Origin of the sequence: Streptomyces indicus (assembly GCF_900100315.1) — a bacterium.
Classification (GTDB): domain Bacteria; phylum Actinomycetota; class Actinomycetes; order Streptomycetales; family Streptomycetaceae; genus Streptomyces; species Streptomyces indicus.
Window position 1 is genome coordinate 1,108,992 of record NZ_FNFF01000001.1, and the last position, 17,303, is coordinate 1,126,294.

General features: G+C 71.6%; 11 protein-coding genes. 3 read left to right on the forward strand and 8 right to left on the reverse strand.

Annotation, left to right across the window (positions count from 1 at the left end):
• Positions 1-65: 65 nt before the first annotated feature.
• From BLT97_RS04965 to BLT97_RS04990, 6 genes are all read right to left on the reverse strand, one after another.
• Positions 66-3,779: a S8 family serine peptidase gene (locus tag BLT97_RS04965; RefSeq protein WP_093607382.1), complete on the reverse strand. Its 3,714-nt coding sequence runs from the start codon at positions 3,777-3,779 to the stop codon at positions 66-68.
• Positions 3,780-4,045: 266 nt separating this feature from the next.
• On the reverse strand, positions 4,046-5,203 hold the full coding sequence (locus BLT97_RS04970; RefSeq protein WP_093607383.1) for an ROK family transcriptional regulator: 1,158 nt from the start codon (positions 5,201-5,203) through the stop codon (positions 4,046-4,048).
• 141 nt (positions 5,204-5,344) lie between these two features.
• The gene (locus tag BLT97_RS04975) at positions 5,345-6,844 is read right to left on the reverse strand and encodes a glycoside hydrolase family 36 protein (RefSeq protein ID WP_093607384.1); all 1,500 of its coding nucleotides are present in this window, start codon (positions 6,842-6,844) and stop codon (positions 5,345-5,347) included.
• Positions 6,845-6,953: 109 nt separating this feature from the next.
• Positions 6,954-8,300 carry an ABC transporter substrate-binding protein gene (locus BLT97_RS04980; protein WP_093607385.1) on the reverse strand — a complete coding sequence of 449 codons (1,347 nt, stop codon included), beginning with the start codon at positions 8,298-8,300 and terminating at the stop codon, positions 6,954-6,956.
• A 75-nt stretch (positions 8,301-8,375) separates the two neighbouring features.
• Complete coding sequence (locus BLT97_RS04985; RefSeq protein WP_093607386.1) at positions 8,376-9,338, reverse strand: carbohydrate ABC transporter permease; 963 nt, start codon at positions 9,336-9,338, stop codon at positions 8,376-8,378.
• Positions 9,339-9,352: 14 nt separating this feature from the next.
• Entirely contained in the window at positions 9,353-10,306 is a 954-nt protein-coding gene (locus BLT97_RS04990; RefSeq protein ID WP_093607387.1) for a carbohydrate ABC transporter permease, read from the reverse strand.
• A 213-nt stretch (positions 10,307-10,519) separates the two neighbouring features.
• Here BLT97_RS04990 and BLT97_RS04995 point away from each other — a divergent pair, with 213 nt between their 5' ends.
• Complete coding sequence (locus BLT97_RS04995) at positions 10,520-12,532, forward strand: DUF4832 domain-containing protein (protein ID WP_093607388.1); 2,013 nt, start codon at positions 10,520-10,522, stop codon at positions 12,530-12,532.
• A 179-nt stretch (positions 12,533-12,711) separates the two neighbouring features.
• Positions 12,712-13,920, forward strand: a complete 1,209-nt coding sequence (locus BLT97_RS05000; RefSeq protein ID WP_093607389.1) for a Gfo/Idh/MocA family protein — start codon at positions 12,712-12,714, stop codon at positions 13,918-13,920.
• 53 nt (positions 13,921-13,973) lie between these two features.
• Here BLT97_RS05000 and melA read toward each other — a convergent pair whose 3' ends face one another.
• Together melA and BLT97_RS05010 are read right to left on the reverse strand one after the other, a co-directional pair.
• On the reverse strand, positions 13,974-15,293 hold the full coding sequence (gene melA, locus BLT97_RS05005; protein ID WP_093607390.1) for an alpha-glucosidase/alpha-galactosidase: 1,320 nt from the start codon (positions 15,291-15,293) through the stop codon (positions 13,974-13,976).
• Positions 15,290-16,231, reverse strand: coding sequence for a carbohydrate kinase family protein (locus BLT97_RS05010; protein WP_093607774.1), 942 nt, complete (start codon positions 16,229-16,231; stop codon positions 15,290-15,292). Before BLT97_RS05010 ends, melA begins: the two co-directional genes overlap by 4 nt.
• A gap of 287 nt (positions 16,232-16,518) precedes the next feature.
• Here BLT97_RS05010 and BLT97_RS05015 point away from each other — a divergent pair, with 287 nt between their 5' ends.
• Positions 16,519-17,277 carry a DeoR/GlpR family DNA-binding transcription regulator gene (locus BLT97_RS05015; RefSeq protein ID WP_093607391.1) on the forward strand — a complete coding sequence of 253 codons (759 nt, stop codon included), beginning with the start codon at positions 16,519-16,521 and terminating at the stop codon, positions 17,275-17,277.
• Positions 17,278-17,303: the final 26 nt, after the last annotated feature.

Consider the following 17,303-nt stretch of genomic DNA (forward strand, 5'->3'; position numbering starts at 1 on the left):
CGGCAAGGCAGTTCGCCTCGCCGGGCCGTCGGCGCCGTCCGGTTCAGTGCGCCGTCACCACCGACCTACTTCACCCCGAACGCCCGGATGATCTCCTGCCGCACGGATCCGCCGCGGTCGTCCGAGACCGAGGCGCGCAGTGACACGAACTCCGCGTCGCGCGGGACCGCGAGCGTGCCCTTCCAGGCCGCACCCGCACCGTCGCGGAGCTGCACGCGCTGCCAGGTCGCGCCGTCGTCGTACGACACCTCCAGGCTGCCGGAGCCGATCCGGCCCGTGTCCGGTGCGCCCTTCACGTACTCGGCGAAGAGGCCGACGGGGAGCGGACGGCCGCCGCGGACGTCGCCCGCGAGGTCGGTGTCCACGGCGTAGCCGAGGTTGAGCATCGGCAGGAAGGTGAGGCGGTCGGCGGGCGTCGGGGCGGACTTGAAGGTCCACTCGGTGTGGCCCTTCGTGGTCAGCTTGTACCGCGCGGGGTCCGCCGTGGTGTCGGTGACGACCTTGAACTGCTGCTCGCGTGAGGCCACGTCCTCCGGCCGTGCATAGGCGCCGGAGCCCTGCCGGTCGTCGACGAGGCGGCCGTCCACGTACACCTTGGTGGCCTGGGTCAGTCCGGTGCCCTCGCTCCAGACGTCACCGAAGCCGGTGTGGTCCGGGCCCGAGTCGCCCCAACCGGGCACGTTGAACTCGAGGTTGTCGCCGTTGCGGGTCTGGCCCCAGCCCAGGCCGGTGCCGAGCCACGGGTGCTGCACCGGCTTGAACCAGTCGAGCTCCTGGCGGCTGCCGCCCTTGTACGGGAACACGCCGCTGCGCTGCTCGACCACGCCCGGCCCCGTGGTCACCGACTCGTGCCACTCCTGGCCCGCCCCGGTGGAGACGTAGTCCGTGCGCTCGCGCGGGAACGCGATGCGCTCCGGGAAGCCGACCCCGATCGGGTAGGTGTCCGTCATCGAGTAGCGGAACTCGCTTCCCGCGACCTTCTCGTCCGCGTGGAACTTCTGCTCCACGACCGCGAGTTCACGCCGCGTGGGCGCGAAGGTCAGATCGCGGTCCGGGACGGCGCCTGCGTGGCCGTCGGTGAGGTCGTACACGTACGGGGTGTACTCGGTGCCCTCGAGTGCCAGCCGGTCGCCCTCGCGGGCCGCCTCGCGCAGCCGGTCGCCGTCGGTGTCGCCGACCGTGGCCACGTACAGCTCGCGGGGCTCGTACGCCTCGGTGCCCCACCAGTCCATGAGCCGGCCCGCCGCGTCGTCGCTGGCGAACAGCGCCTTCGCACCGGCGTCCTGCGCGTTCTGCGCCAACTGTGCGGCCGGGGTCGCCCCGTCGGCGTGGATCACCACGGCCTTGCCGCGCACGTCCTTGCCGGCGTACGCGGCCGCGGTGCCGTCGCCCGCGTCGACGACCGGGAGCCGCAGCTCGCCGTCGAGGATCGCGCCGCCGTTCTGCACGGTGGCCTCGCCGAGCCGCCGGCCGCCGGCCTCGACGGACAGCAGTGGCTTGCCCAGGCGCCACACGGTCCGGTACGCGTACGTACCGGTCGCGGGCTTGCTGCTCGGCGCGGCGAACACCGAGTCGTACAGCGGCGGGACCTGCACGGCCTCGGAGACGGCCGTGCCGTTGGCCTCGCGCGTGAACTCCATCGTCAGCTGGCGGGTCTCGGTGCGCCGGTCGACCTCGGTGTCCAGCTCCCGCAGTCTGCGGCCGTCGAGGGTGATCTCGCGGTCGCGGTCGAGCTCGATCTCGGGCTCGGTGAAGTAGCCGAGGCCGAGCGAGTCCTTGCCGTGGCTGCCCCGCACGTCGGCGAAGGCGTTGAGCGCGTAGGAGCCGGGCCGCAGCCGGAGTTCGACGGTGCCGCTCTCGTCCACGCCGTAGCCCTCGGCCTGCTCGCGGGCGGCCAGCTTGAGCAGGCTGAACGAGCCGGGCGCCGGTGCGCCGTCACGGTCCTTGATGTGCACGGTGAGCGTGTACCGCTCCTCCTCCTTCACCAGGCCCCACGCGGTGTGCGCGACGGGCTTGCCGCCCGCGGTCGCGGTGATCTGCCCGCCGTTGTTGCCGACGGGGGCCTTCGCGCCGTCGCCGGTGACGGTCGTGGACGCGGTGCCGTGCGCCGGGACGGTCAGCGTGCGGTCGGCGAGGGTCAGGTAGTCGGCGCCCTCGGCCGCGAGCGTCAACTCGACCGGCCGGCCGGTGTGGTTGGTGTAGGTGAGCGTCTTCGTGACCGGCTCGTTGTTCTCGTACGGCCAGCAGTGGAAGCCGAAGTCGACGCTGCCGGTCGCCGTGATCTGAGCCCCGACGGCGTCCGGCACGGAGAGCCGGCCCGCGCCGAGGTCGTACGGGGAGTCGGTGAGGGTCTTGGAGGTGGACATCAGCGCGTTCTTGAGCTGCCGCGCGTCCCAGTCGGGGTGCTGCTCGGCGAGCAGCGCGGCGACACCGGAGACGTGCGGGGTGGCCATCGACGTACCGCTGATGCTCCAGTACGGGCCGTCGCCGCCCTCGGTGATCAGCGAGGAGCGGGCGGCGAGGATCTCGACGCCGGGCGCGGACAGGTCGGGCTTGAGCGCCTGGTCGCCGGTGCGCGGGCCCTTGCTGGTGAAGTACGCGGCGGTGTCCGTGCGGTCGACCGCACCGATGGTGAGCGCGGAGTCGGCGGAGCCGGGCGAACCGATCGTGCCCGGCGCGCCGTTGTTGCCGGCGGCGATCACGAACAGGGCGCCGGTCTCCTCCGTCAGGTTGTTCACCGCCTGGGCCATCGGGTCGGTGCCGTCGGTGCCGATCTGGCTGCCGAGGCTCATCGACACGATCTTCGCGTCGATCTCCTTCGCCGCCCATTCCATGCCCGCGATGATCTCGGAGTCCTGGCCCGAGCCCTCGTCGGAGAGCACCTTGCCGACGGCGAGTTCGGCGCCGGGTGCGACGCCCTTCTCCTTGCCGTCGCTCGCAGCGCCGCTGCCGCCGACGGTCGAGGCCACGTGGGTGCCGTGGCCGTTGCGGTCGGCGACTTCCTGGCCGGCGATGAACGACTTGGACCGGGTGACACGGTCCTTGAGGTCGGGGTGGGTGAGGTCGGCGCCGGTGTCGAGGACGGCGACCTTCACGCCCTTGCCGGTGAGCCCGGCCTCCCAGGCCTTGGCCGTGCCGATCTGCGCGTTGGACTCGGCCATCTCGGCCTTGACCCTGCCGTCCAGCCAGACCTTCTGCACGCCCGCGCCGAAGCTGCGGGAGCGCGCGGCGTCGTCGGTGAGGGTGCGCCACAGTGCGGAGCTGCGCCCGGCCTCGAAGGCCGCGCCGTTGATGCTGGGCAACTCCCGTGACCGCTCGGCCCCTTGGAGCCGCCCGGCCCGCGCGTTCTTCGCGTACGTGACGATCAGCGGCAGTCCTTCGGCGCGCTGGCCGGCCTTCGCCGCGTATCCCTGGCGTATGAGCTCGCTGACGTCGAACAGCCGCTTGTCGAGGCGGCCGGAGTCGAGGAACCCGCGTGCCTCCTCGGGGATCACGGTGAGGTCGCCGTCGGAGTCGGTCCGCGTCCACACCTTGCCCCGCGCGCCCTCGGGCCGCTGCACGTCGACGGTCCTGCGCCCGCCGCCGAGGTCGGTGACGGTCACCTTGTCGCCGGTGATCAGCATGACGGTGTGCGCGGCGCGGGCGGTCTGCCCGGCTGCCGCCCCTGGCGCCGCGGCCGGGTCGCCGGCTGCGTGCGCCTGCTGCCCGAGCGGGAGCAGGACGAGCGCGAGCCCGGCTGCCGTCAGCCGGGCTCTGCGCCGCGAGGGTGCTCTGTCCATGGAACTGCCTCTCCTGCGAAAGCCCCGGGCGGGGTGGGGTGTTCCCGGGTGCTGGGGAGAGTGTCAGCTGTTGAATGTTGCAGCACGATGACCTGATCCGGGCGGGAAGCCGCCATGGCGGCAACCTGCCAGGAGGGACCGGGACAACCGGCTCACACCGCCGCCCACCTGCACGTCTTCGGGCAAGTGCCGCCCGCGCTCGCCTGCACGCACGCCGCCTTCGCTCAGCCGCGCGGCGCCCACAGTCAGCCGTACACCGCCCGCTCTCAGCCGCGCGGCGCCCGCGGAGCCGCGAGTTCCGCGCTGAGCAGGCGGCTGTCGATGTCGTCGAGGGCCAGCCGCAGGCCGCCGAGTGCCACGCTCTCGTCGCCGAGGGTGGAGGTGCGCAGCTCGGGCAGGCGCAGGCAGTGCTTGGTGAGTTCGCCCTCCAGGAGCGGCAAGATCACGTCGGCCGAGCGCGAGAAGCCGCCGCCGAGCACCACGATCTCCGGGTCGAGCGCGAGCACCAGCGCGGCCACGCCCACCGCGAGGTCGCGCGTGTAGCGCCGTACGGCCGTCTTCGCCTCGCGGTTGCCCGCGCGGGCCGCCTCGAACACCCAGGCCGCCGCCTCGCCCGGCCGCGCGCTCGCGGGCACCCCGGCGCAGGCGGCGAGATGGCCCGGCGCGTCCAGCCAGCGGACCGCCTTGAGCGCGCCGATCTCGCCCGCCGCGCCGCCGTGCCCGCGCCGCAGGGTGCCGTCGAGGATGAGGCCCGCGCCCGTACGGATGCCGGCGAGCAGGTACACGATGTCGTCCGCGTCCTGCGCGACGCCCTTCCAGCGTTCGGCCACGGCGGCGAGCTTGCAGTCGTTCTCCACCTGGATGGGGCAGCGGAAGCGGGCCGCGAAGTGGCCGGCCGGGTCGGCCGAACTCCAGCCGGGCAGCGGGGTGAACAGCGAGGTGCGGCCGCTCGCGTCGACGGGTCCGGTCACGCCGACGGTCATGCCCCAGATGTCGGACGGGGTCATGCCGGACTCGTCGAGCAGCGCGTCGATCGCGGCGTCCGCCGCGGCGAGGCGGGCCGCCGGGTCCGCTTCGGGGTCGGCGGGCCGGCGCACCGTCCTGACCAGGTTGCCCTCCAGGTCGCTGAGCATCACGAGGATCTTGTGGACCCCGATGTCGATGCCGAGTGCGTGACCGGCGTCGGCGCGGAACCGGTAGCGGCGGGCCGGGCGCCCGACGACGCTCTTGGCGCCGGGCTCCTCGACCGCGGCCCAGCCCTCGGTCACCAGCGCCTGGACGAGGACGTCGACGGCGGGGCGGGACAGGCCCGTGCGGCCGGCGAGTTCGGTGACGGTCGAGGGCGGGTTGCCGCGCAGCGCCCACACGATGGACAACTGGTTCATCTCGCGCATCCGGGACAGGTCCGTGCCCGTGGTCGCCATGCTGGTCTACTCCCTGGTGGGGATCGCGCGGTACCCGCCGTTGGATATCGCTGAGCAGTTTACTAATCCCCGGGCGGCCCGTGGACGAATCCCGCGGGCCGCCCGGGTCCGGCCGCACCTCGGGGGTGCGGCCGGCTCACCTCACGAGATCGGATAGCGCTGTTGGCCCTCGCGCTCCACGGCCGCCGTGAAGTCCACCTCCCGCCCGTCCAGTGCGAACCGGTAGCGTCCCAGCCTGCGGACCTCGGGCCGGGCCGCCAAGTACGCGGTGAGCGCGTCGAGTTCGTCGGGGTGCAGCCAGCCCGGCGGATCCGAGACCGCGCGGAACCCGCAGATGTCCGCGAGATCGCGCAGCCAGCTCTGCTGATGCTCCGTCAGGAGGTTGAGCCGGCTGCGGAAGTAGACCACGTCCGGGTCGACCTCCAGGAGCGGCGACTGCCACAGCCGGTGCAGCGTGTTGACCACCGCGTTGCGGGCCAGGGCGTCGGACGGGTCCTGGGTGGCGTAGTGCTCCCACTGTGGAGCGACATCGGGCCCGCTGCGGATGCCGTCGAGGAGACCGAGCGAGGGCAGCAACGGGGCGCCGCTGCCGAGGAGATACGTGTCCGGGCCGGCCGCCTCGCGGATGATCTCCAGACCGAGCCGGTACGAGGCCTCGCGACCCATGGGCACGGAGCGGACGCCGGGCGCCGCGGCGGCACCGATGAAGTCGGCCTTGAGATAGCCGAATCCCCAGTCCTGCGTGATGCGCCGGATCATCTCGCGCACATGGTCCTGCGCGTCGGGGCGGCTGAGGTCGAGCGCGTAGTAGCCGGTCCCCCAGTTGTGCCCGGTGATCACCGGCTCGCCGTCCTCGCCGCGCAGCAGCAGCTCCGGGCGTTCGCGCGCGGTGCGCGAGGTGGGCAGGGCGATGAACGGCGCGATCCACAGCCCCGCGCGCAGTCCGGCGTCCTGGATCCGGTCCACCAACGCCCGCATGCCGGAAGGGAACTTGTCGTTCGCCTCCCAGTCCCCCACCTGCTGCTCCCAGCCGTCGTCGACCTGCACGACGTCGAAGGGCAGTCCGCGCAGGGCGGTGATGTCCTTGGTGAGCTGCTCCTCGGTGATGTTCTCGTAGTACGCGTACCAGCTGCACCACACGTTGCCCGCCCGCCTGGTGCTGCGCCCGAGCCGCTCGCCGAGCTGGGCGGCGTATGCGGCGAAGACCTCCTCCTCGCTGCCGTACGCGAGGAACCAGGGCGCGCCGCCGTCCTCGTACCAGCCGGCGAGGGTGTCCCGGTCGGCCACGAGCCGCGGGATGTCGAGGCCGAGCGCGCCGAGCAGCAGCACCCTGCCGTCGGGTCCCTCCAGGGCAGCGAGCGCGGAGGAGTGGTGGCGTGCGGGGTCGTCCCACACCGTGTCGTCGGCGGTGAGGCGGCGCTCGGCGCTCTCGATGCGCAGCGGCTCCTCGGAGAGCCGGCGCCAGCCGCAGGGGCTCCAGGAGTTGTGTCCGTGCCGGTAGAACTGCGCGTCGCCGAGTCCGTGCAGGACCGCGACGCGACCGGGCGGCAGCAGCAGTCCGCCGTCGACGGGCCGCGGTGCGCCTTCGCCTTCGAGTTCGACGGCGAAGGTGCGCTCGCCGACGTCCAGGAGCTGGGCCATGGATCTCCTTGCGTGTGTACGAGGGGGATGGGCGGCAGGAGTCCTGCCGCCCATGCCGGTCACGTCGTCCCGTGCGGAACGGGCTCGCTTGAACCCGTGGGGAACGGGCTTACTTGAAGAGGCCGTTGACCTTGTCGTTGACGCTCTTGAGGGCGGACTCCGCCCCGGTCTGGCCGAGGATCACGGACTGGACCGCGTCCTGGACCAGCGGGTTGATCTCGGTGCCGTGCTCGGTGACGGGCAGCAGGAAGGTGCCGTCCTTGGAAGCGGCGGCGTCGGTGAAGGCCGTCACGTCACGGCCCTGCGCCTTGTGGGCCGCGAGGGCTTCCTCCGTGCCCGCCTTCTGGGCGGGGAACACGACGGCGTGCTTGCCCACGCTCTTCTGGCACTCCGGCGAGGCGAGGAACTTCACCCACTTCCAGGCCTCCTCCTTGTGCTCGGTGCCCGCCCAGATCGAGTCCGCGAGCCCGTTGATGGAGGACTTGCGCCCCTCGGGACCGGCCGGCAGCGGGGCGAAGGCGAACTTCTCCTTCACCTTGGGGTCCGTGAACATGGAGATGGTCCAGGAGCCGACGATGGTCATCGCGCCCTTGCCCGCGGTGATCAGCTCGGAGTTGGCCACGTCGGAGGACTTGTCGAAGCGCGGTGCGTAGCCCTTGTCGATCAGGTGCTTGAACCAGTCGATGGTGGCGGCGAGCTTGGGGTCGTCGTAGTTGTAGTGGGTGCCCCAGGGGTTCTTGTCGAGGTACTGGAAGCCTATGGAGGCGGCGAGCGGGCCCCAGCCGTTCTGCCCGTGCCCGCCGTCGGCCCACTCGGGCAGGAAGCCGTAGGTCTTGACGTGCTTCTTGTCGAAGTCGGGGTCGAGGCCGTTGCGGCCCTCGGCGTCGACGGTGGCCTTGGCGATCGCCTGCTCCAGGGTGCCGCCGTCCTGCGGGTTCCAGGTCAGGTCGGCGAGCTCCGCGGCGGACACGCCCTGCTTCTCGAAGTGCGCGGTGTTGTAGACCAGGCCCATCGTGTCCCAGTCCTTCGGCAGCCCGTACCGCTTGCCGTCCTTCACCCAGGTGTCGGCGAGGCCGGCCTGGAAGCCGCTGAGGTCCACCTTGTCGCGGTCGACCAGCGGCTGGACGTCGAGGAGCTGGCCGTTGGCGGCGAACTGCGGGTAGTACGTGCTCTGGTTGGTCCACACGTCGGGCGCCTCGCCGGAGGCCAGCTGCGTGGTGAGGTTCTGCCAGTACTGGTCCCAGGCCGTCTGCGTGATCTTGACGGTGATGTCCGGGTTGGCCTTCTCGAAGGCGGTGGCGCACTCCTTGTACGCGGGCAGCTGCCGGTCGTCCCAGAGCCAGTAGTCGAGCGTGGTCTTTCCTCCGGCGCTGTCGGAACCTCCGCAGGAGACGAGACCGGCGGTGGCGGCCAGGCACAGCAGGGCTGCGCCCGCACGCCGGTTGATGGATCGCATGATGGCGAACCTCTCTGATGGGTGGGTTACGGGAGGACGTGCGTGGTGCGGTGGGGGGGGGAGGAACCTGCCGGGCTACTTGATGCCGGTGAAGTTCAGGGACTCCACGAGGCGGCGGCCGACCAGGAGCAGGAGCAGCAGGACGGGCAGCACGGACAAGGTCGAACCCGCCATGAGGCCGGTCCAGTCGGGGTTGGTGTTGGGCGACTGCTGCTGGAAGATGCCGAGGGCCACGGTGAGCAGCCGGGTCTCCTCGTCGCGGCCGGTGAGCAGCGGCCAGAGGTAGTCCTTCCAGGCCCATACGGTCGTGGTCAGGCCGATGGTGATCAGCGGACCGCGGCTCATCGGCAGGACGACCCGCCAGAACACCCCCCAGGCGCCGACACCGTCGAGCACGGCGGCCTCCTCCACCTCGCGCGGGATGGAGAGGAAGAACTGCCGCAGGAAGAACACGGCGAACGGGGTCATGAGGATGCTGGGCGCGACCATGCCGGCGAAGGTGCCGAGCCAGCCGAGGTTCTTCACGAGGACGAAGTTGGGCAGCAGCGTGAAGATCGGCGGCACCATCAGGGCGGCGATCAGGATGCCGAAGACGGCGTCGCGTCCGGGGAAGCGGAGCCGGGCGAACGCGTAGCCGGCCATCGCGCAGAACAGGGTCTGGAACGTGGCGATCAGCCCGCTGTAGACCACGGAGTTGAGCAGATAGCGCAGGAAGTCCACCTGGGCGCCGGACCCGCCGGCGGCCACGGCCTCCTCCTGGCTGGTCAGACCGAGCACCCGCAGGAAGTTGACCAGGGTGGGGTGGTCGGGGACGAGCCCGGCGGAGTCGGTGTAGAGGTCGCCCGCCGGGGTGAGGGCGGTGCGGACCATCCAGTAGAAGGGGAAGAGGGTGGCGGCGAGGGCGAGGACGAGCACCGTCCAGGCGGCGATCCGGGCGGGCGAGATCCTCGTCGGGGTACGGCGCTTGGTGCGCAGGTCACTGCGGCCGATGGCGGGCGTCGTGGCGGCAGTCGTGGTGGCGGTCGTGGTGCGGCTCATGGTCGTCGTCCTCCTCAGGCCAGGTCCGAGCGGGAGGCGCGCAGCAGCCGCATCTGCACGGCGGTCAGCACGCCGAGCAGCAGGGCGAGGACGACTGCGATGGCCGAGGCGTAGCCCATGTGGAACTGTGTGAAGGCCTGTTCGTAGATGTAGTAGTAGATGACCCGGGTGGCGCTCACCGGGCCGCCCTTCGTGGTCACGGCGATGGTGTCGAAGATCTGGAACGAGCCGATCAGCGAGACCACCAGGACCAGCGCGAGCACGGGCCGCAGGAGCGGCAGGGTGATCCGGCTGAACATCCGCCACTCGCCGGCGCCGTCCAGGGAGGCGCTCTCGTAGAGGTGCTGCGGCACCTGGAGCATTCCGGCGTACAGGAGCAGGGCCGTGTAGCCCGTGTACGCCCAGGTGTTGACGAGGGCCACGGTCGGCATGGCGAGGGAAGGCGAGTTGAAGAAGCTGGTGGTCTCCATGCCGAGCGCGTCGAGCATGTGGTTGACGAAGCCGAGGTTGGCGTCGAGCAGCCAGAGCCACACCAGGCCGACGGTGACGTTCGGTACGAGCCACGGCACGAGCAGCAGCGCCCGCAGCGCCACCGACCGCGTCAGGCGGTGCATCAGCGTCGCGAGGATCAGGGCGAGCAGGATCTGCGAGCCGATGTTCAGGACCACGTAGTAGCCGGTGACCCGGAGCGCGTTCCAGAACTGCTCGTCCCCGATGAGCTGCTGGTAGTTCTCTGCGCCCGTGAAGTTCGGCGGCGCGAGCATGTTGTAGTCGGTGAGCGAGTAGTAGACGCCGCGGAGCGTCGGATACGCGTAGAACAGCGCGAAGCCCACCAGGACCGGGGCCAGGAACAACCAGGCCGCCTTGCGGTCGTCGCGCGGCCGTCGCGGCTTCTCCGGCCCCGCGGCCTCACCCGTGCGTATGCCGTTGCTCTTGTGCGGCGGCGCAACTGCCGTGTTGGCGCCCATGGTTACGCCTCCGAAGAGAACTCGTGCCGCACCTCTTGTCAGTGTGGCGCCGTGCACACATATTGATGAGCAACAGCGAAAGTTTGTCAATGCTGGCGCATAACCCTGTGAGACCGGGCCGAACATCCGGCTCGGCTCGGGGCTCTCGGGCCCGGTACGCACGGGCCGACGGAACCGACCTGCAACTCCCCCCGATTTCCTGGAGGTTGATCCATGCGCATGTCCCTGCGCAGACGCGGCAGAGGACTGACGGCCGCCCTCGGCGCCGCGGCGGCGGCCCTGGCCCTCGTGGCGCTGCCCGCCGGCGCCCACGCCGCGGACCCCGAGGCACAGACCGCCCGCAAGAAGGCCGCCGTCGCGGCCGCGGGCGTCCCCGAGCGCCCGGCACCCGGCCCGAGCCCGGACCCCTCACTGCCGGTCCACGCCCTGGCGCCGGGCCAGTCCCCCGTGGACAACCCGCTCAAGGGCTTCGCCCGCTTCTACCAGCCCGGCGGCGACCAGAACGCGGGCTACCCGCACTCCCTGACCTGGGCGTACTTCGGGCTCTCCGAGGTCATGAACAACGCCTCGAACTGCGGGAGTTACGACTGGAGCGTGCTCGACAGCGCCCTGGCGGAGATCGCCGAGGAGGGGCACCAGGCGGCCATCCGCTTCTACCTGGAGTATCCGGGCGGCACCGGCACCCACCCCGCCAACGCCATCCCGCCCTGCTTCGCCGGCAAGGTCGCCAACCGTGACAACGCGTACTGGGGCACGACCAGCCCCGACTACGACGACCCGGACCTGCTCGCCGGGCTCAAGAACTTCATCGCCGCCTTCGGCGCGCGCTACGACGGCGATCCGCGCCTGGGCTACATCCACCTGGGTCTGATCGGCCTGTGGGGCGAGTGGCACACCTGGCCCTACGACACGGACACGGCGGGCGACTCGTATCCGAACTACATGCCGACCGACGCGCACGGCGCGGAGATCATGAACGCGTACAACACGGCGTTCAAGAAGACCCGCCTCGAAGTGCGCTACCCGGAGTCGGCGGGCGGCGCCGCGAACAGCCTGCCCGCCATCGGCTACCACGACGACTCCTTCTGCTACCGCGAAGGCAGCCCGGCGGCCGGTGTGACGCTGCCGGTCTCGATGGGCGGCGCGCCCTGGGCGCAGTTGCAGAAGGCCGTCGAGCAGGGCGTGGAGAACAAGTGGATCACCGCGTCCATGGGCGGTGAGGTGCGCCCGGAGATCCAGAGCACCGCGTTCGCGAACTGGCCCGGCGGCTCGGGCAGCGTCGACGACATGAAGGCCTGCATCGAGCTGGAGCACACCACCTGGAAGATCAACGAACGCAGCGGCGAGTACGCGGCCGGCGATCCGAAGGTGGCCGAGGCGGTCCGGCTCATGGGCTACGACCTCAGCGTCAAGAATGCGTACTTCCACGGCAGCGCGCAGGGCAGCACCAAGGTGGGCGTGCAGCTCGCCAACAACGGCGTGGCGCCCTTCTACTACCCCTGGCAGGTCAGCCTCGGCCTCAAGGACAGTGCCGGGAACCTGGTGAAGACCTGGAACACCTCCTGGGACCTGCGCAAGGTCATGCCGCTCAAGATCCGCGCCTTCCCGGACTGGAACGTCGGATCCGACCCCACGTACCTGGACTTCGGCCGGCCGCACTACTTCGACACGACGGTCGACCTGTCCGCCGTGGCGGCCGGTGACTACCAGTTGGTCATGAAGGCCAAGAATCCGCTGGAGGACATCAGTCCGAACGCGAAGAAGCTGCGCTTCGCCAACGCCGGGCAGGGCGCCGACGGCTGGCTCGACCTCGGTGACATGACGGTGGACGCGGGCCAGGGCTCGGATCCGAAGAGCTACGAGGCCGAAGCGGGCGGCAACACGCTCGCGGGCGGCGCGGTGGTCGCCGACTGCGGCGGCTGCTCCGGCGGCAAGAAGGTCGGATACCTCGGCAACGGCGGCACGCTCACCTTCAACGGAATCGACGGCGGCAGCGGCGGCACCCGCACGGTGACCCTGCACTACGCCACCGGCACCGCGCGCACCGCCACCGTGCAGGCGAACAACGGCACGGCGCAGACCGTCCAGTTCGGTCCTACCGCCGACTGGTGGACCACCTCGACGGTCACGGTGCAGGTGAATCTCCAGGCGGGGACGGGTAATCGCGTCACGATCGCCAACCCCTCCGGCTGGGCTCCCGACATCGACCGGATCACCGTGAGCTGACCCGGCGCGCACCGACCCCGAGGGTGAGCCGCCCCGGACCGCCACCGGCCCGGGGCGGCTCACCCGCTCGATACCGGCCCAGGGCGGCTCACCCGTCCGCCACCGGCCCGGGGCGGCTCACCCGCCCGATACCGGCCCGGGCGGCTCGCCCGCCCGATCCACCGAAAGGCACACCGCACATGCCCCACCCCTCCTCCGACCTGCGCCTCGGCGTCCTCGGCTTCGGACTGCGCGGCTCGATCGCCCGCCTCGCGCACCGGCCCGGCGAAGGGTCGCGCGTGGTCGCACTCGCGGACCACCTTCCGGCCGTACGGGCCGAGGCGGCCGCGGCGTTCCCCGGCGCGCGGATATCCGAGGACCACCGGAAGGTGCTCGACGACCCGGAGGTCGAGGCCGTCCTCGTCCTGACCCCGGACCACACCCACGCCGACCTCGGCTGCGCGGCACTGCGCGCGGGCAGACCGGTCTTCGTGGAGAAGCCCCTGGACATCACCGTCGAACGCTGCGACGAGCTGCTCCGTACCGCCCGCGAGACCGGCACCCGCCTCTACGTCGGGCACAACATGCGGCACATGCCCGTGATTCGCCTGATGCGCGAGGTGATCGCGCGCGGCGAAATCGGACGGGTCAGGTCGGTGTGGGTACGGCACTTCGTCGGGTACGGCGGCGACTGGTACTTCAAGGACTGGCATGCCGAACGCCGGTACACAGGCGGCCTGTTGCTCCAGAAGGCCGCCCACGACCTCGACGTGCTGCACTGGCTCGCGGGCGGTTACGCGCGGCAGGTGCAGGCGCTCGGCGACCTCATGGTGTACGGGGACAATCCGCACCGGCGCGCACCGGGCGAGCCCAAGCGGGACGACTGGAACACCGCGGACGCCGAATCCGCCGACGAGGACCACTGGCCCCCGCACACCCAGCGCGGCCTGAACCCGGTCATCGATGTGGAGGACGTGTCCCTGGTCAACCTGCGCCTGGACAACGGGGTGCTGGCCGCGTACCAGCAGTGCCACTTCACGCCCGACTACTGGCGGAACTACACCGTCATCGGGGACGCGGGCCGGCTGGAGAACTTCGGGGACGGTCCGGGGGCGGTCGTGAAGGTGTGGAACGCGCGCCGGTCCGCGTACCGGGCCGAACCCGACGCCGCCTACCGGGTGCCGGACGCGGACGGTGACCACGGGGGCGCCGATCCGCTGCTCGTCGACGAGTTCCTCCGGTTCGCGCGCGAGGGCGGCCCGACCGACACCTCGCCGGTCGCGGCACGGATGGCCGTGGCGGCGGGGGTACGGGCCACGGAGTCGCTGCGGGACGGGGGCATGCCGCGTGCGGTCCCGGACCTGGATCCGGAGCTTGTCGCGTACTTCGAGCGGGGGCAGAGCCTGTAGGCAGCATCGGCGGCGCCCTTCCCGCCGGACGGGAAGGGCGCCGCACCGCTGCGTCAGGAACCCAGCAGCGCCCGCAACCCCGGCTGCAGCCGCTCCCCGTGCGCCCGCACCATCGCGTCGCACAGCTCCCAGATCCGCTCGACCGGCAGGGCCGCCGCGGTCGCCGGGTCCGTCATCGCGGCGTGCCGGATGTGCCGGGGATCGTCGTCGAGGGCGGCGCGCACGACGAGGTCGTTGGCGCTCAGATACGTACGGTTCAGCGCGGTCAGTTGGGGAGGCAGTGAGCCGATGCGCGTGGGCTGGAGGCCGGAGGCGTCGACCAGGCACGGGACTTCCACCACGCCGTGCGCGGGCAGGTTGTCGATCAGGCCGTGGTTCGGGACGTTGCCGTAGACGGTGCGCGGGGTGCCGGTGACGACGCTGTGGATGATCTGCGGCGCGTACTCCATCGTGCCCTCGACGGGCAGCGGCCGGCCGGTCGCGAGCGACTCCCTCGTGCGGTGGTACGCGGCCACGTTCTCCTCGACGATGCCGAGATACGCGCCCACCGGCAGCCGCAGCCGCTCCACCTCGCTGTCGTGGCGCAGATACCAGGGCACGTACTCGCTGGAGTGCTCGCTCGTCTCGGTCGGGTAGGCGCCGAGCCTGCGGTACATGTCGACGCGGACGCGGCGGCGCAACTCCGGGTCGGCGGCGATGCGTTCGTCGAGTACGGGGTAGAGGTCGCGGCCCTCGTGCTCGAAGCGCAGGACCCACGCCTGGTGGTTGACGCCCGCGGCCCGGTAGGTGATCTCCTCGTAGGGGACGTTCACCAGCTTCGCCAGGTCGTGCATGGTCCAGTACACCGAGTGGCACAGGCCCACGACCTTCGTGAGGCCGGTGGCGGCCGTGACGTACTGGACGTTCATCGCCATCGGATTGGTGTAGTTGAGCAGCCAGGCGTCCGGGCAGAGTTCCGCGATGTCCTCGCCGAGCTCCTTCAGGAACGGGAAGGTGCGCAGGGCGCGGAAGATGCCGCCGATGCCGAGGGTGTCGCCGATGGTCTGGCGCAGCCCGAAGCGGGCGGGCACGTCGAAGTCGGTGCGGGTGGCCTCGCCCATGCCGATCTGCACGATGTCGATGACGAAGTCCGCGTCCGCGAGGGCCGCGCGGCGCTCGGCGTGCGCGGTGACCGTCGCGCGGGCGCCGCGCTCGTGCGCGATGTACGCGGCGGCGGCCTGTGCGGTGGCGAGGCGCCCGGGGTCGATGTCGTGCAGGGCGATATGGGCGCCGGCGAGTTCGGGGAAGGCGAACAGGTCGGCGAGCAGGCCCTGGGTGAAGACGACGCTGCCGGCGCCGATGAAGGCGATCTTCGGGCGGGGTGCGTGGCTCATGCGAGGTGTGCTCCGGTGTGGGCGAGGGCTTCGTCCCGGGTGGCCTGGGCCGCGGTGCCGCCGTGGGCCCGCGTGGACAGGCCACCGCAGGCCACGGCGAACCGCAGGGCTTCGTAAGGGGGTTGGCCGTCGAGGGTCGCGGCGACGAAGCCGGCGTCGAAGCTGTCGCCCGCGCCGACGGCGTCGGCGACCTCCACCGGAAGGCCGGGCGCGCTGTGCAGGGTGCGGCCGTCGTGGCAGAGCGCGCCGTCCGCGCCGTTCTTGACCACGGTCAACGGGCCCTGTGCGGCGAGGAGTTCGGCCGCCTCGTGCGGGGTCCGTGCGTCCGGTCCGGCGAGGCGCCGGGCCTCCTGGGCGTTCGGCAGCAGGATGTCGGTCTCGGCGAGCACCGGGCCGAGTCCGTGCCACCGTCCCGACGGATCGTCCTGGGTGTCGAGCGAGGTGGTCGCCCCGTACGAGCGTGCCGTGTGCAGGAGCCCGGGCAGGTCGGCGGCGAGCCGCGGCTGGAGGAAGTACGAGGAGGTGTGGACGTGCCGGGCGGCGGCGAGCAGCTCCTCGGGTACGTCCGCGCCACTGACGGCGGTGAGGGTGCCGGGCGAGGTGAGGACGGCACGGTCGTCGCCGCGGGTGAGGACGACGGTGAGCGGGGTGGGCAGGGCGGGGTCCATGTGCAGGGCGCGGGTGTCCACGCCGCGGGCGGCGAGGGCGTCGCGCAGATAGCGTCCGGCGTCGTCGTCCCCGACCCGGCCGGCGAAGGCCGTCCTCAGGCCGAGGCGCGCGGCCCCGCAGGCCATGATCGCGGCGGAGCCGCCGACGGTGAACGAGCCCGATGCCACGAGCTGTTCGCGCTGTCCGAAGGCGAGTGGTTCGGTGAGGGGGCCGAGGATGACGTCGGGGTTGGCGTCCCCGACGACGAGCAGGTCGTACCGGTGCGGCACACGATCGAGGCTCATCACGGAGCTCCACCTGTGGAGGGCACGTCCCCGCCTCGGACACGGAACGGTCCTGGCGACTCGGTCCGGACTCACGGCGCTGCGGCCTGCATTACCGGCTGGGCGTACCTCTGCGCCGAGGTGCGGCATCGGCGCGCCAGGGAGTAAACCGAGCGCGCTCAGCCATGTCAAGAGCACGGAGTTGAGCGGAAGCGCGCCTGATCGCGCAGATTCGCGCAAGATGCAGGTCCCGTACGGGATCAGGAACGCGCCCTCGGCACTATGCTCACCACGTGCTGAAAAGCGACCGCCACCTGCGCATCATCGAGCACGTCGCCGCGCACGGCAGCGCGGACGTGAGCCGTCTCTCGCTGCTGCTCGGCGTCTCCCAGGCGACCGTGCGCCGCGATCTCCAGCAGCTGAGCGAGCAGCGTCTGCTCGAGCGCACGCACGGGGGTGCGGTGCGCGGCGGGCTCAGTCTCGAACTGCCGCTCCAGCACCGCCTCGACCAGCGCTCCCCGCAGAAGCAGGCGATCGCGCGGGCCGCGGCGGATCTCGTGCCCGAGGGGGCGGTGGTCGGCCTGACCGGCGGGAGCACCACCACGGAGGTGGCGCGGCTCCTCGCCGACCGCGGGCCCGTCACGATCGTGACCAATGCCGTGAACATCGCGGCCGCGCTGGTGCTGCGGCCCGAGGTCACGCTGATCGTGGTCGGCGGCACGGCGCGCAAGGAGAGTTACGAACTGGTCGGCCCCATCGCCGAGAAGACCCTCGCCGACCACCACACCGATATCGCCTTCCTCGGCGTGGACGGCATCAGCGCGGCCCAGGGGTGCACCACCCACGACCAGTTGGAGGCCGCGACGGACCGGGCGTTCGCACGGCACACGAGCAGCACGGTCGTGGTCGCCGAGCACACGAAGCTGGGCCGCGCCACCTTCGCGAAGATCTGCCCGGTGTCCGAGGTGCACACCCTCATCACCGACGAGCGGGCGCCCGAGGGCGAGTTGGCGGCCATCGCGGCGGCGGGGGCGCGGATCACGGTGGTGTGAGGCGACGGCCCGGCGCCGCCGCCTCA

What these genes read in the sequence shown, in the direction of transcription:
- BLT97_RS05000 (WP_093607389.1), top strand. Translation starts at nt 12,712, where the DNA reads ATGCCCCACCCCTCCTCCGACCTGCGCCTCGGCGTCCTCGGCTTCGGA.
- melA (WP_093607390.1), bottom strand. Translation starts at nt 15,293, where the DNA reads ATGAGCCACGCACCCCGCCCGAAGATCGCCTTCATCGGCGCCGGCAGC.
- BLT97_RS04965 (WP_093607382.1), bottom strand. Translation starts at nt 3,779, where the DNA reads ATGGACAGAGCACCCTCGCGGCGCAGAGCCCGGCTGACGGCAGCCGGG.
- BLT97_RS04970 (WP_093607383.1), bottom strand. Translation starts at nt 5,203, where the DNA reads ATGGCGACCACGGGCACGGACCTGTCCCGGATGCGCGAGATGAACCAG.
- BLT97_RS04980 (WP_093607385.1), bottom strand. Translation starts at nt 8,300, where the DNA reads ATGCGATCCATCAACCGGCGTGCGGGCGCAGCCCTGCTGTGCCTGGCC.
- BLT97_RS04975 (WP_093607384.1), bottom strand. Translation starts at nt 6,844, where the DNA reads ATGGCCCAGCTCCTGGACGTCGGCGAGCGCACCTTCGCCGTCGAACTC.
- BLT97_RS04990 (WP_093607387.1), bottom strand. Translation starts at nt 10,306, where the DNA reads ATGGGCGCCAACACGGCAGTTGCGCCGCCGCACAAGAGCAACGGCATA.
- BLT97_RS04985 (WP_093607386.1), bottom strand. Translation starts at nt 9,338, where the DNA reads ATGAGCCGCACCACGACCGCCACCACGACTGCCGCCACGACGCCCGCC.
- BLT97_RS04995 (WP_093607388.1), top strand. Translation starts at nt 10,520, where the DNA reads ATGCGCATGTCCCTGCGCAGACGCGGCAGAGGACTGACGGCCGCCCTC.